Raw genomic sequence first — 13,381 nt, forward strand, 5'->3', positions numbered from 1 at the left:
CAACCTCCACTTTTAACTCTACTTCTTAGAATCAATGTCCAAGAATTGTTATTTTTATCCAAAAGCCTGAAATATAATTACTGTTATAATTATACCAATTATCCCACCTAATATTACTTGTAATGTAGAATGGATTTTCCCTTCTATTCTGCTCTGAGCAACTAAAAAAGCACTAAAAAAAGTTAGAGTAGCTACAAGGGTATTTTCAGTAATAAATGTTATAGATGTAGATATGGCAAAAGATATGGCAGCATGTCCACTGATAATTCCACCTTTAAATGCAGTCCCTTGTTTGCTAGTACTTTTTATTACAATTGTTATTATTGTTACTATAACTAAACTTATGAATGTCAAATGGATTGGAATCTGTTTTATTTTAGTTATAATATGATGGGTATATGGATTTACTCTATCAAACATTAATAGATATGCAACTATAATAGCATTTATTGCCGATACCAATACTGCTCCTGCGGCTACATTTTTTGCTATTTTAGCCAATGGATGATATTCCTTAGTATAAATATCTATGGCTTTTTCAATAGCTGTATTAATCATCTCTGTTATAACTACTAACGATATAGTAAAAAAAAGAATTATAAGCTCAACTCTACTAAAGTTAATAAATAAACTAAAAAATAGTACTAAAAATGCAGCCAAAGTATGTATCCTCATATTTCTTTGGGTCTTTAAAGTATATATAATACCTTCAACTGCATAGTTAAAACTATCTATAAGTTTTCTTACCCTCATCTCAATACTCCCAATTCTTTATTTAAATAATCCAAGATTTTTCATAACTTGTTTTTCTTTTTCTCTCATAATATTTTTTTCCTGTTCCTCCATATGATCATATCCCATAAGATGAAACATACTATGAGCTGTAAGATATGCCATTTCTCTTTCAAAGGAATGCCCAAACTCTTCTGATTGCCTTTTAGCTGTAATTGCCGATATAACTATATCTCCAAGCATAGGTAATTGTCCATCAAATAACGTATTATCTTCCATGGGAAAAGATAATACATCTGTTGGTCTATCTTTTCCCATATAGATTTTATTTAATTTCATTATTTCATTATCATCTACTATTGAAATGCTCAATTCATAATCTTCAGTTCTACTTTCTATATTTAAGCATTCTTTTATAACTTCTTTGAGCATTTCTATCATTTCATTAGTTATTTCAATTTCCTGTTGTCTGTTATCCAATAATAAATCCACTTAATTTCCTCCCTTTAACTCCTTTAAATTTAACTTAGGATATTCTATTCTTTCATGAAATATTCCAAACAGTACATTTAAAAAAGAATTTGCTATAATATTTAAATCTTTAAGAGTTAAATCACATTCATCTAATTGTCCATCATCTAATTTTGACTTTATTATTTGTCTCACAAGGGCCTCTATCTTTCCCTTTGTAGGTTGTTGAATAGACCTTACTGCTGCTTCAACAGAATCTGCTATCATAATCAATGCAGCTTCTTTAGACTGAGGCTTAGGTCCACTATATCTAAAGCTATCCTCTTGAACTAAATCAGGATTTTCCCCATTCATAGCCTTGTGATAGAAAAAAGCCACTAATGTATCACCATGATGCTCCTGTATTATATCTTTAATTACATTTGGTATCTTATACTTCTGGGCTAATTCTATACCGTCCTTTATATGACTAGTTATTATTAATGTACTGAGACTAGGATTTATTTTGTCATGGGGATTATCTGAACCCAATTGGTTCTCCTTGAAAAAATAAGGCCTTTTTAATTTTCCTATATCATGATAATATGCTCCCACCCTTACTACTAATGGATTACAATTTATAGCTTCTGCAGCATTTTCAGCTAAATTACCTACTATTATACTATGATGATATGTCCCTGGTGCTTCTAATAGCAATTTTTTCAATAATGGATTGTTTGGATTGGAAAGTTCTAACAGTTTTAATGGAGTAACTACAGAAAATACACCTTCCCAAAATGGTAAAGACCCTATAGTTAAAACTGCACTAAAAACTCCATTTATTATTCCATATATACTATCTTTGATTATGTCTGTATATCCTAAATCTCCTATCAATCCAAAGGTAATGATACTTATAACATTAACTAAACTTATTAACAATCCTGTCAAAAAAATATTATGTCTTTGATTTGCATAAACTACCCCTATCGCTCCTACTGTACCGCCTATTATACACATTGTAACCACATTTATATCATTTCCTGTAATAACACCTAATAAAATAGATATAATGAAATTTATCAATACAGATAATTTAGGATTTATCAGTATGGATATCAGCATTGCAGCAGCAGATATAGGCATCAAATATGGTGATATATTATATATAGCCTTAGATATTATAAGGGCACCTAGTATTATTATTGCCAAAATTGTTATTTTTTTGGTGTTTTTTAGTATATCTTTATCCAATACAAATAAATATCCTATAATTATGGCCTGAAATATAAGTACTAATAAAAAGCCACCTGCTATTAATTTAATATCTGTGCCATCATTTGCCCTTAATATACCTGCTTTTTTTACTAAATCTAAAGTCTTCTGAGTTATTTTTTCTCCTTTAGATACAATCAATGCTCCTTCTTTTATAATAACAGGGTCTATGCTCTCTGATGCCTCTTGTCTTTTGGATTGAGTAGTTTCAAAGTCTAAAAACTTATTGGGTTTTAACGTCTTATGAACTATATCTTGTCCTATTATTTTAATATCTGATGGTAAATCATCCAAACTATTAAAAACCTTTGATATATTTTCTTTCTCATATTCTAACTCTTCTTCCTTTATACCTAAGGCCATAAAAGGGTTTATTATATCATATACAATGTAGTTCTCTAATTTTTTCAATACTTCTATATCTTCATTTAACAATGTCTTATAGTTATTGTCAGTGAGTTTAAATTCAAAATTATTCTTTAAATAATCAATGGCTAATGCCTGATCTCCTTCTGCTTCTTGCTTGAAATCATATATATATTTAAATAGCCCTTTTATTTGATTTTTTATCTTCACCGATACTGCTGGATTCACTTCATATACAGGTTCTATCTCATTCATCGCTTCTTCTTTTAACCTGTTTGTAGCCTCTTCATCTACTATCTCTTTAGTAGCTCTTATGTTTTCTACAGCTATTTCTCCAGGTTTTAGCACTATTTTTGCTGACATAATATTGGAAACTACTATAATAGACAATAAAACAGTAAATACAATGTATATTATAGCTTGTCTAACCAATGTTTTATTAAATAAATTATGCAATTTACTATTTTTATATTTTTCCCCTATTATTTTATTTATTAAAGGCATATTTATACCTCCATAAGCTAAAAATTATTTTTTCTTCTTTTCAAATTTTTCATATGCTTCTATTATTCGTTGCACTAGTCTATGTCTTACAACATCATTCTTGTCTAAATATATAAAATTTATACCTTTTATACTGTCTAATATCTTAGATACCTGTTTTAATCCTGACACCTTTCCCTTTGGAAGATCTATTTGCGTTATATCTCCTGTAATAATGGCTCTAGATCCATAACCTAATCTTGTTAAAAACATCTTCATTTGTTCTGGAGTAGTATTTTGAGCTTCATCCAATATCACAAACGATGAATCTAAAGTTCTTCCTCTCATATATGCCAATGGAGCTATTTCAATAAGTCCCCTTTCTTTATATTTCAGGTAACTCTCAGCTCCTAATATATCAAATAAAGCATCATGAAGTGGTCTTAAATATGGATCTACTTTGTCTTGAAGATCTCCAGGTAAAAAACCTAGCTTTTCACCTGCTTCTACTGCTGGTCTTGTCAATATTATTCTATCTACTTCTTTATTTTTAAAGCTATTTATAGCCATAGCTACTGCAAGATATGTTTTCCCTGTTCCTGCTGGTCCTATCCCAAATACTATATCATTATTTTTTATAGCATTTACGTATCTTCTTTGTCCTAATGTTTTTGGCTTCAAAGTTTTACCTGATGCAGTTACACATATTATATCATTTAATAAATCTTTTATCTTTTCTTCTTGTCCCTGACTTACTAAATTTATACTATATCTTATTGTCTGCTTAGTAAGTTTCCCTTCCTTTTCAATTATATCTATCAATTTATTTATCAATTTTTCCGCAATAGTTACATTATTCTCTGGGCCTATTATTCTTATCTCACCGTCTCTAGATATTATATTAACATCCAATTCTCCTTCTATCATTTTTATATTTTCATCGAAATTTCCAAATAAAATTTTTGTGAAATCTTCTCCTGTGATTTCAATTCTCTTTTCTTCCAATCTTTATCCTCCCTTTATAAATTTATGGTATTTTATTTTCTACAACTATATCTTCTATAACTTCTATTATAACATGTGCCTCCAATACATCTTCTTCTGTAAAAAAATTCACTTCCTTAGAAACAATTTTAGCTTCATCAGGTATTTCCTTTATTATTTTTTCCGTTCCTTTAACTGATGATTCTTTTTTTATAGCATCTATATTTTGTTTGTATCTCTTAACTTCCAGTTCTCTATATTCATGTACAATAATATCTATGGGCAATTTTATAAATCCTTTATCAGGAATATTATTTGCTCTTATCACTTCTCTATACTCTTTAAATGGAATTTCTCCATTCATAAGCATTATTCTTTTTTCTCCCAACTTTAATTCCTTAACAGTATATTTTTTCCCTGTTTCAGTCTTTAGTACTCTAAAAATAGGCTCTTTAATTACTGCCCTATAAAGTGTTCTTCCTAACACTTCTCCTTCTGCATGGACAAACAAAGGTTCTTCCATTGTCTCATCGCTAATAATTCCTGATATTAAAGGTTCACCCTTCTCTACTACATCCCCTTTTTTTACCAATGCCTTTCCCTGCTTAGCTACTATTTTTTCAATTACTGCCTTTTTTTTAGCTACAAGGCTACATGGAGTTTCATCGTCTAATGCTTTTGATATATCTGATCTTTTTTTAGCATTTATAACCAATCTAACTCCATTTATTTCACCATGGGCATATGATAGTTCTTCTATATCTCTCAAAATATTTGCATCTATTCTGTCTATATTGATATCTGACTTTCTAATACCTGGTTTAATATCCATTTCATAGAGATATTGTAATAGTTTCTGTTCATCTATATTATCTGAGCTTTCTATGTCTATTACCCATATAAAAGAAGTTAAAAAAAACAGGGTAATCATAGAAAGAAAGAAACCCAATACCATTGCTTTTCTAGACTTTAATCTATGAATCAAAAAAGGATAACCCTTTTTTTCTACAACTTCAACCTTACATCCTATATTTTCAATAATAGACTTCATCTTTTTATATGATTTAACTCCTATTTTTGCCTGCAATATGGTATACTCTATTCTTTCAATATCCCACAGATATAACCCTTTATAAACAGCCATATTTATGAATCTTTCAAGGGTTAGCCCCTCAATTTTAATAATAACATATCCACGAAAATAATTCCATATTCTTATAACTAGCAAGAGATTTTCACCCCTAGTCTATATACTCTATCTTTTTAATTTCACCACTTATGACTATTTCTTCTTCAATAATACTCCTTATTATCATATTATTACCATACACTTTAACCACAACCCCATTCCCTTTTACCCTTATAATGTCTTTACTATACTCTAATACTCCTTTATGATTTTCTATATTTAATTGTAACTTTCCTACCAATGTTATTTTAGGCAAATCTAAAACTATATCCCTCGGGAGCTCTAGAGCCTCTGTAAAAGCATATTTTATTTTATTCATTTCTATTTCCCCCTAAATATAGTTTAAACACTCCATATATTAAATCTATGATTATTAAAATAATCCTATGCATATATTCAAAAAAAATACAGCCCTTATAATTAAGCTGAAGATTGTTGACACATATACAGTTATGGCAAAGGCATAAAATAAAAGTTAGTAGTCAGTAGTAAATAGTTATTAGTTTAATGATAGAATACTATGGATTCTATCATTAACTACTAACTACTAGCTACGAACTACTAACTCTCTTACTTATATTATTCTTTTATCCTCATACTCTTAGGTTTAGACAATATCTCTGACATTATTATTCCTTTAATTAATGCATCAGAGGAAAAATCTAAATCTATCTGTGTACCAATTTCTCCATTTTTGATTTCATCTTTTATAGACTCCCCATATATTGACTCATCTTTAACATCAGATGTTCTATATTTCTCTTTTCCCAGGGTTTTATCCTCTTTTGCAATTTTAAAATCATCTTCATATTCTACTAATTCTTCTACTTTTTTATTATCTTTTATTCCTTTATCTTTTTCTTTCAAATTATCTAATTCAGAATTTATTGTATCTGTTATTTGTTCAAATATACTCTTTTTATTAGATTTTTGTTTTAAATTTTCTTCCCTATTTTTTCTATCTCTTGGTTCAATCTTGTTTACTGATACACTCTGGTTCCTCTTTTTATTTCTTTCATCTATTTTCTTTTTTTGATCTAAACTTTTCTTTACTAGAGGAATCCCTATAATTGCTAAAAAACTAAGAATATCGCCAAAGTCCATAATAATCACCCTCTCCGATTATCTATTTATCTTTTTTTTCTTCATTTGAGTCAGACTTTGGTACTCTTGATATTGCATTCCTCATATCTGTATCAGCTAATATATTCTTCATATTATAATAATCCATTACACCTAATTTACCTTCATTTAATGCTTTAGATAATGCCAATGGCACTTGAGCCTCCGCTTCAATAACTTTAGCCCTCATAGATTGAACTTCTGCCTTCATTTCTTGCTCCTTAGCTACTGCCATAGCTCTTCTTTCCTCTGCCTTGGCTTGAGCAATCCTCTTATCGGCTTCTGCTTGATCCGTCTGCAATTGTGCCCCTATATTCCTTCCGACATCCACATCTGCTATATCGATGGATAGTATTTCAAAGGCTGTGCCTGCGTCTAGTCCTTTATCCAAGACATTTTTTGATATGTCATCGGGATTTTCTAACACCTTTTTATGACTCCCTGCACTACCTACCGTTGTAACTATTCCTTCTCCAACTCTAGCTATTATTGTTTCTTCTCCAGCTCCTCCAACTAGTCTTTCTATATTAGCTCTCACAGTAACCCTAGCTTTAACCATTACCTCTATACCATCTTTTGCTACAGCCGCAACCTTAGGTGTCTCTATAACTTTAGGGTTTACACTCACTTGTACAGCCTCTAATACACTTCTACCTGCCAAATCTATAGCTGCAGCTCTTTCAAATGGCAACTCTATATTAGCCCTTTGAGCAGCTATCAATGCATCTACAACTGTATTTACATTTCCTCCCGCTAAATAATGGGCTTCAAGTTTATCAACGCCTATATCAAGACCTGCCTTAGTAGCCTTTATAAGAGGATTTACTATTCTTGAAGGAATTACCCTCCTAAACCTCATTCCAACTAAAGTAAATAACCCTATTTTAACTCCTGAAAAATAAGCTGTAATCCATAATCCTACTGGAATAAAACTAAATAATAATGCTAAAAGCACCAAAGCAACTACTGCAATAACTACTACAAATACAAATCCAGGCATATTTAAACCTCCTTATTTTTATTTTAAATATTTATTTAACATAAATACTTTAATCAATTTTTCTTACTATTATCTTGGAACCCTCTATCTTAACAACCTTGACCTTACTATTCTTAGCTATAAATCCTCCCTCTGAAACTACATCTAACCTTATGTCATCTATCAATATAGTTCCTGCAGGTCTTAAAGTAGTCAGTGTTAATCCTTCTTTGCCTACATATGAGGCTTTCACTTGATTACTTGTATACCCCTTTTTATTTTCTTGTTTAGTAGATAATATTATCCTATCTAAATAAGGATTTTTAGGTCCATATTTTATTAATAATACTGCCGCAATAATAGCAAGAATTACTGCAAAGGCTAAAGACATTATTGCTGTTTCTATTGAACTCGATGCCATTATTACACTTAAAACCACACTTATAATACCACCAATACCTGGTATCCCAAATCCTGGTGCAACAGCCTCTACAAGGAGCAATATGAGACCTACTACAAATAATATTACTGCACCCCAATTAGAGTTTCCTGCTAGCATATTCCCACCGAAGAACAGTGCAAAGGCTAATAATCCAATAGTTCCCCCTACACCAAATCCAGGTGTCAATATTTCAATTACAAAGCCAATGAATCCTATTGCCAATATAGCTGCTGCAACATAAGGGTTTACTACTATTTCAGCAATTTTAATCTGTAAATCCTTTTCTATTGGTTTTATCTCCTCATAGTCTAAATTGAGTTTCTTTAATACCTGATTATAATTATTTGCTATAGCATCTGCAAAACCTAAATCATAGGCCCATTTATGTCCTAAATTCAAAAGGTCCCCTTCTTTAACTATGCCCTCTATCTCTATATCTTTATCTGCCATAGCTGCAACCAATTCTGAATCTCTCCCATTCTGTTCCGCAGTTGTTCTAAGCCATGTTACCCACATAGACATAACCTTTTCTGTATTAGGTATAGTTTCTGCAGAACCTATGCTGGCTCCTTCAGCCATTACTATATAATCATTTGATATAGTAATTAAAACTCCAGCTGACTCTGCCTTTTTATTGACAAATGCTATTGTAGGTATCTCTAATGACATGATAGATTCCTTTATTTTTTCTGCTTCAGATATAAGACCTCCATACGTATCTATTTCAAATATAACTGCAGATACATTTTTATTTTTAATATTTTCTAATTGGGTGTTTACAAATTGGGATGTTGCTTTATTTATCTCTCCTGTAATAGGTATTACATATACATCTCCATCATTTTCAGCAAAACCAAAACTACTGACTAATATCATAACTACAATTATTATATAAACCTTTCCAAAATTTCTTCTAAGCACTATGTCACCTCCATTCTTCTCCTATGCTATTATTTTATACCCTTTTTATTAAAATATCATCAAATAATTATATTCTACAAAAAATATTATTTTTTTAATATAGGTACCAGGCCTTAAGTCTTTACAAATAACTTGAAAATAACACAATCATTAAAAAGCCTGAATACAAAGTATCCAGGCTTTTACTAGTTCAAATGTTGCCTTACAATCTTATTGACCATACTTCCATCTGCCTTACCTTTTATCTTAGGCATCATCTTGCCCATAATCTTACCCATATCTTTCATATCTTTTGCTCCAACTTCATCTATGACTTCTTTTACCATTATAGAAAGCTCTTCTTCAGTTAATTGTTCAGGTAAGTATTCCATAAGGATCTCTATTTCTTTCTCAGCAGTCTGAACTAAATCTTCTCTATGGCCTTTTTGGAACTCTTCAATTGAATCTTTTTTCTGTTTAACTTGCTTAGATATAATATCTAAAATATCCTCATCTTTAAGCTCCACTCTATCATCAACTTCTCTTTGTTTAATAGAAGCTCTGACCATTGTGACAACATTTTTTTTAAGTTTATCTTTATTCTTCATGGACATTTTTAAGTCTTCCATCAGCTTCTCTTTGAGAGACATCCACTTCACCTCTTATCTTCTACGGCTGTTTTTTCTCTTAGCTGCTTCAGCTTTCTTTTTACGCCTTACACTAGGCTTTTCATAATGCTCTCTTTTTCTTGCTTCTGACAAAACTCCACTTCTAGCACATTGTCTCTTGAATCTTCTTAAAGCATTATCTAAGGATTCATTGTCTCCAATTTTGATCTCTGTCATCTACATCTCCCTCCCCTCTAGTACTGCAATTAGACCCTTAATTATTCTACATTAAAACTGCCTATCTTGCAATAAATATATCTACATTAGCCTGGAGGCCATTGAAGATTTCTTCCTCCTAATAAATGGAAGTGTAGGTGACCCACTGTCTGTCCCCCTTCTTTTCCACAGTTAGTAACTACTCTATATCCTCTATCAGATAAACCTTGTTCTTTGGCAATTTCCTTGATTTTAATATATATTTCTTTTATGATATCTATATTATTTTCATCCAAATGATTTAATGATTCAATATGTTCCTTAGGTATTACCAATATATGAGTTGGAGATTGGGGGTCAACATCATTAAAGGCCAATATTTTGTCATCTTCATATACTTTATCAGAAGGTATCTCACCATTGATTATTTTACAAAATATACAATCTGTCATACCTATCACCTCCTCAACAGATATTCTTTGTAACTATATTCTATATTTTTTAAAAAAATCCTCTATATATCTTCAATTATTTTTCCTATAATCTCTTCTTCTTTAATATGCTCTGTTAAAACTGTTAGTATTTCTCCCTCTATATCACTTTTGCAAGGAGCCATAACCTTTATATAATTTGTAGTATATCCTTCCATCGTTTCCACATGGTCTTTCACATCAGATTCAAATAATACGTCCATCCTTTTATTCAAAAATCCTTTTAAATATTTCTTAGTCATCTCTTCTGATATCTCTATTAATTTCTTGCTACGGTCTCTTTTAATCCTACCGTTAATCTGTTCTTTAAACTTAGATGCTGCTGTCCCCTCTCTAGGAGAATATTTAAATACATGCACCTTTAAAAAACCTATCTTCTTAACAAATTTACAGGTTTCCTCAAATTGCTCATCTGTCTCTCCAGGAAAGCCTACTATTATATCAGTAGTAAGTCCTACATTGGGCATATATCTTTTTATAAGATTGACCTTATCTAAATACTCTTTACTAGTATATTTTCTATTCATTCTTTTTAGTACAAAATCACTACCGCTTTGTAGAGAAAGATGAAAATGATTACAAAACTTAGGTAATTCCTTGACTCTTTTTATAAAATCTTCTGTTATCATATTAGGCTCTACAGAACTCAACCTTATTCTTTCAATAGAAGGTATCTGGTTAATCTCTTCTATAATATCTATTAACCTAATGTTACCCAAATCTTTACCATATGAGGCTATGTGTATTCCAGTAAGTACTATTTCTTTAAATCCTGCATCAGCCAATCTATTTACTTCTAATATAATATCATCTTTATTTCTACTCCTTATAGGTCCTCTAGTAAATGGTATTATGCAATAGGTACAATATTGACTACATCCATCTTGAATCTTAACAAAAGCCCTAGTCTTGCCTTTAACATTTTCTATATTCAATGTCTCAAATTCTGAAACATCCATTATATTTCCTACACTTTTTATCTTCTGACTATTTTCCATAACTTTTTCACATAAATCTACAATATCTTTACGATTCTGTGTACCCAATACTATATCCACATCTCCTATACTTGCTACTTCATCAGGGGCAATTTGAGAATAACAGCCTACTACACCTATGACTGCATCCTTATTTATTCGCTTAGCTTTTCTAATAAATTGTCGTGATTTTCTATCCCCCATATTGGTGACAGTACAAGTATTAATTATATATATATCCGCATAGTCTTGGTCATTTACTATTGTATATCCTCGTTTTTCAAATATTTCACCCATCGCTTCAGTTTCATATTGATTCACTTTACAACCTAAGGTATGAAAAGCTACTTTACACATTCTATTTATCACTCCACATCTTCCAACTCATACAGTGCCAATGCTACCGTTACTATGCCAGCCGTTTCAGTTCTAAGTATTCTAGAACCCAAAGAAACTATTTTCGCATTTATAGATTTGAAATTTTCAATTTCTGACTCTTCAAACCCACCTTCAGGACCTATAACAATATTCACACTGTCTTTAGATATATTTCTCAATACACTCTTTATACTTATGTTTTCTTCATTTTCATAGGGTACAATTATATTTTTCTTATCTTTAAGCTCTATTAAAACATCCTTAAATTTCACTGGACTAGTAACTTTAGGGACAATTCCTCTATTGCATTGTTTTGATGCCTCTAATGCTATTTTATTCCATCTATCAACTTTTTTAGAAGTCTTTTTATGATCTTTAAATTTAACTACAACTCTATCACTTATCATAGGTACTATTTTACTAACTCCTAATTCTGTTGCCTTCTGAATAATCAATTCCATTTTAGAACCTTTAGGCATTCCCTGGTATAGAATCACTTCAACATCAGACTCGCCCTTAGACTTCATCTTATCAATTATTAATCCAGTCACTTTATCTTTAGCAATAGCTTCTATTTTTACCAGATAGTCATTCCTTTCACCATCACAAAGAAATATTTCATCCCCTACTTTTAACCTTAAAACATTTTTTATATGATTGACATTTTCACCAGTTATTGTAATATATTCATCAGTTATATTATCTTTATCTACAAAAAATCTATGCATTTAATCTACCTCTTTGGGCTTTGAAACAATACATGCCCACTCGCCCATTATTATTTCATCTATTATTTTAAGTCCATTGCTCTTTAACGCATCCTTAACTTCTTCTATCTTCTCAAAAATTATCCCTGAAGCAATAAATACTCCATCTTCTTCTAAAAACCTAATAATATCTTTAGATAAATCTATTATTACAGATGCTATTATATTGGCAACAATGACATTACCTTTTCCCTCAATCACATCTAAAAGATTACCTTCTTTTATTTGTACAGTATTGGCTACCCCATTTTTTCTGACATTTTCCCTTGCCACTCTAACAGAGTCTTGGTCTAAATCTATGCCTATAATGCTTACAGCTCCCAATTTAGCAGCAGCAATTGACAAAATACCAGTGCCACATCCTATATCAAAAACTGTATCTAAATTGTGTACATATTTTTCCAATTGCTGGATGCACATTATTGTAGTCTCGTGGGTGCCTGTACCAAATGCCATTCCTGGATCAAGTTCTATAATTATATCATCTTCTATTTTCTCATATGTTTCCCAGGAAGGTTTTATAACTACTCTATTACCAACTTTTTTAGGCTTATAATACTTTTTCCATGTATTTGCCCAATCCTGATCATCTATCTCAGATGTGGTAACATTTCCAAGTCCCTTATCCAGATTATATTGAGGAATTTTTTCTACATTTTGTCTTATAAGCTCTATTTTATCTATCAAGTCTTCACTTTCCTCTAAATATCCCTTTACTGTTACACCTTCAAATTCATTTTCTAATAATTCAGGATCTATATAGTCCCAATCATCTTCGTTTTTACTTGTAAATATTATATCATTAGGATCTTCTATAACTAGACCAATTGCTCCAGCCTCATATAATATATTAGACACTGCCTCTACAGCTTCTGTAGTAGTTTCGACTTGGACCTCTATCCACTTCATAGTATCCACATCCTTTATTATTCATGTATTTAACAGTTGGTATTCATCTAATTATTATAACTCATATTTTTTAAAAATACCAGATTAAATGGAATAATCTCATATTATAAAGT

Annotated in this window: 15 protein-coding genes; all 15 read right to left on the reverse strand. The window is 30.8% G+C overall.

Annotated features, from left to right (window positions below; all coding sequences use genetic code 11):
• Window positions 1-54 precede the first annotated feature (54 nt).
• Window positions 55-753, reverse strand: a complete 699-nt coding sequence (locus Q326_RS0100975) for a diacylglycerol kinase (RefSeq protein WP_026893674.1) — start codon at window positions 751-753, stop codon at window positions 55-57.
• An 18-nt stretch (window positions 754-771) separates the two neighbouring features.
• Window positions 772-1,224, reverse strand: a complete 453-nt coding sequence (gene ybeY, locus Q326_RS0100980; RefSeq protein ID WP_026893675.1) for an rRNA maturation RNase YbeY — start codon at window positions 1,222-1,224, stop codon at window positions 772-774.
• Entirely contained in the window at window positions 1,225-3,327 is a 2,103-nt protein-coding gene (locus Q326_RS0100985; protein ID WP_026893676.1) for an HD family phosphohydrolase, read from the reverse strand.
• Between the two features lie 24 nt (window positions 3,328-3,351).
• The gene (locus Q326_RS0100990; RefSeq protein ID WP_034600729.1) at window positions 3,352-4,311 is read right to left on the reverse strand and encodes a PhoH family protein; all 960 of its coding nucleotides are present in this window, start codon (window positions 4,309-4,311) and stop codon (window positions 3,352-3,354) included.
• 22 nt (window positions 4,312-4,333) lie between these two features.
• Window positions 4,334-5,518 carry a sporulation protein YqfD gene (gene yqfD / locus Q326_RS0100995; RefSeq protein ID WP_026893678.1) on the reverse strand — a complete coding sequence of 395 codons (1,185 nt, stop codon included), beginning with the start codon at window positions 5,516-5,518 and terminating at the stop codon, window positions 4,334-4,336.
• Between the two features lie 13 nt (window positions 5,519-5,531).
• The gene (gene yqfC, locus Q326_RS0101000) at window positions 5,532-5,798 is read right to left on the reverse strand and encodes a sporulation protein YqfC (protein WP_026893679.1); all 267 of its coding nucleotides are present in this window, start codon (window positions 5,796-5,798) and stop codon (window positions 5,532-5,534) included.
• A gap of 260 nt (window positions 5,799-6,058) precedes the next feature.
• Window positions 6,059-6,583, reverse strand: coding sequence for a hypothetical protein (locus Q326_RS0101005; RefSeq protein ID WP_026893680.1), 525 nt, complete (start codon window positions 6,581-6,583; stop codon window positions 6,059-6,061).
• Between the two features lie 22 nt (window positions 6,584-6,605).
• Window positions 6,606-7,601, reverse strand: a complete 996-nt coding sequence (floA, locus tag Q326_RS0101010; RefSeq protein WP_026893681.1) for a flotillin-like protein FloA — start codon at window positions 7,599-7,601, stop codon at window positions 6,606-6,608.
• Window positions 7,602-7,650: 49 nt separating this feature from the next.
• Window positions 7,651-8,943: an NfeD family protein gene (locus Q326_RS0101015; RefSeq protein WP_034600739.1), complete on the reverse strand. Its 1,293-nt coding sequence runs from the start codon at window positions 8,941-8,943 to the stop codon at window positions 7,651-7,653.
• A gap of 185 nt (window positions 8,944-9,128) precedes the next feature.
• The gene (locus tag Q326_RS0101020; RefSeq protein ID WP_026893683.1) at window positions 9,129-9,572 is read right to left on the reverse strand and encodes a GatB/YqeY domain-containing protein; all 444 of its coding nucleotides are present in this window, start codon (window positions 9,570-9,572) and stop codon (window positions 9,129-9,131) included.
• A gap of 12 nt (window positions 9,573-9,584) precedes the next feature.
• Window positions 9,585-9,767 (reverse strand): 30S ribosomal protein S21, encoded by a 183-nt coding sequence (rpsU, locus tag Q326_RS0101025; RefSeq protein ID WP_026893684.1) that lies wholly within the window; start codon window positions 9,765-9,767, stop codon window positions 9,585-9,587.
• An 86-nt stretch (window positions 9,768-9,853) separates the two neighbouring features.
• Window positions 9,854-10,198, reverse strand: a complete 345-nt coding sequence (locus tag Q326_RS0101030; protein ID WP_026893685.1) for a histidine triad nucleotide-binding protein — start codon at window positions 10,196-10,198, stop codon at window positions 9,854-9,856.
• A 62-nt stretch (window positions 10,199-10,260) separates the two neighbouring features.
• On the reverse strand, window positions 10,261-11,571 hold the full coding sequence (gene mtaB, locus Q326_RS0101035; RefSeq protein ID WP_026893686.1) for a tRNA (N(6)-L-threonylcarbamoyladenosine(37)-C(2))-methylthiotransferase MtaB: 1,311 nt from the start codon (window positions 11,569-11,571) through the stop codon (window positions 10,261-10,263).
• A gap of 8 nt (window positions 11,572-11,579) precedes the next feature.
• Window positions 11,580-12,320 carry a 16S rRNA (uracil(1498)-N(3))-methyltransferase gene (locus tag Q326_RS0101040; RefSeq protein ID WP_026893687.1) on the reverse strand — a complete coding sequence of 247 codons (741 nt, stop codon included), beginning with the start codon at window positions 12,318-12,320 and terminating at the stop codon, window positions 11,580-11,582.
• Window positions 12,321-13,268 carry a 50S ribosomal protein L11 methyltransferase gene (prmA, locus tag Q326_RS0101045; RefSeq protein WP_026893688.1) on the reverse strand — a complete coding sequence of 316 codons (948 nt, stop codon included), beginning with the start codon at window positions 13,266-13,268 and terminating at the stop codon, window positions 12,321-12,323.
• Between the last annotated feature and the right edge of the window lie 113 nt (window positions 13,269-13,381).

Source organism: Clostridiisalibacter paucivorans DSM 22131 (assembly GCF_000620125.1).
Classification (GTDB): Bacteria; Bacillota; Clostridia; order Tissierellales; family Clostridiisalibacteraceae; genus Clostridiisalibacter; species Clostridiisalibacter paucivorans.

Coding starts and splice junctions, on each gene's coding strand:
- mtaB (WP_026893686.1), bottom strand. CDS start 11,571: ATGTGTAAAGTAGCTTTTCATACCTTAGGTTGTAAAGTGAATCAATAT.
- yqfC (WP_026893679.1), bottom strand. CDS start 5,798: ATGAATAAAATAAAATATGCTTTTACAGAGGCTCTAGAGCTCCCGAGG.
- Q326_RS0100985 (WP_026893676.1), bottom strand. CDS start 3,327: ATGCCTTTAATAAATAAAATAATAGGGGAAAAATATAAAAATAGTAAA.
- Q326_RS0101040 (WP_026893687.1), bottom strand. CDS start 12,320: ATGCATAGATTTTTTGTAGATAAAGATAATATAACTGATGAATATATT.
- rpsU (WP_026893684.1), bottom strand. CDS start 9,767: ATGACAGAGATCAAAATTGGAGACAATGAATCCTTAGATAATGCTTTA.
- Q326_RS0101030 (WP_026893685.1), bottom strand. CDS start 10,198: ATGACAGATTGTATATTTTGTAAAATAATCAATGGTGAGATACCTTCT.
- floA (WP_026893681.1), bottom strand. CDS start 7,601: ATGCCTGGATTTGTATTTGTAGTAGTTATTGCAGTAGTTGCTTTGGTG.
- Q326_RS0100975 (WP_026893674.1), bottom strand. CDS start 753: ATGAGGGTAAGAAAACTTATAGATAGTTTTAACTATGCAGTTGAAGGT.
- Q326_RS0101005 (WP_026893680.1), bottom strand. CDS start 6,583: ATGGACTTTGGCGATATTCTTAGTTTTTTAGCAATTATAGGGATTCCT.
- prmA (WP_026893688.1), bottom strand. CDS start 13,268: ATGAAGTGGATAGAGGTCCAAGTCGAAACTACTACAGAAGCTGTAGAG.
- Q326_RS0101020 (WP_026893683.1), bottom strand. CDS start 9,572: ATGTCTCTCAAAGAGAAGCTGATGGAAGACTTAAAAATGTCCATGAAG.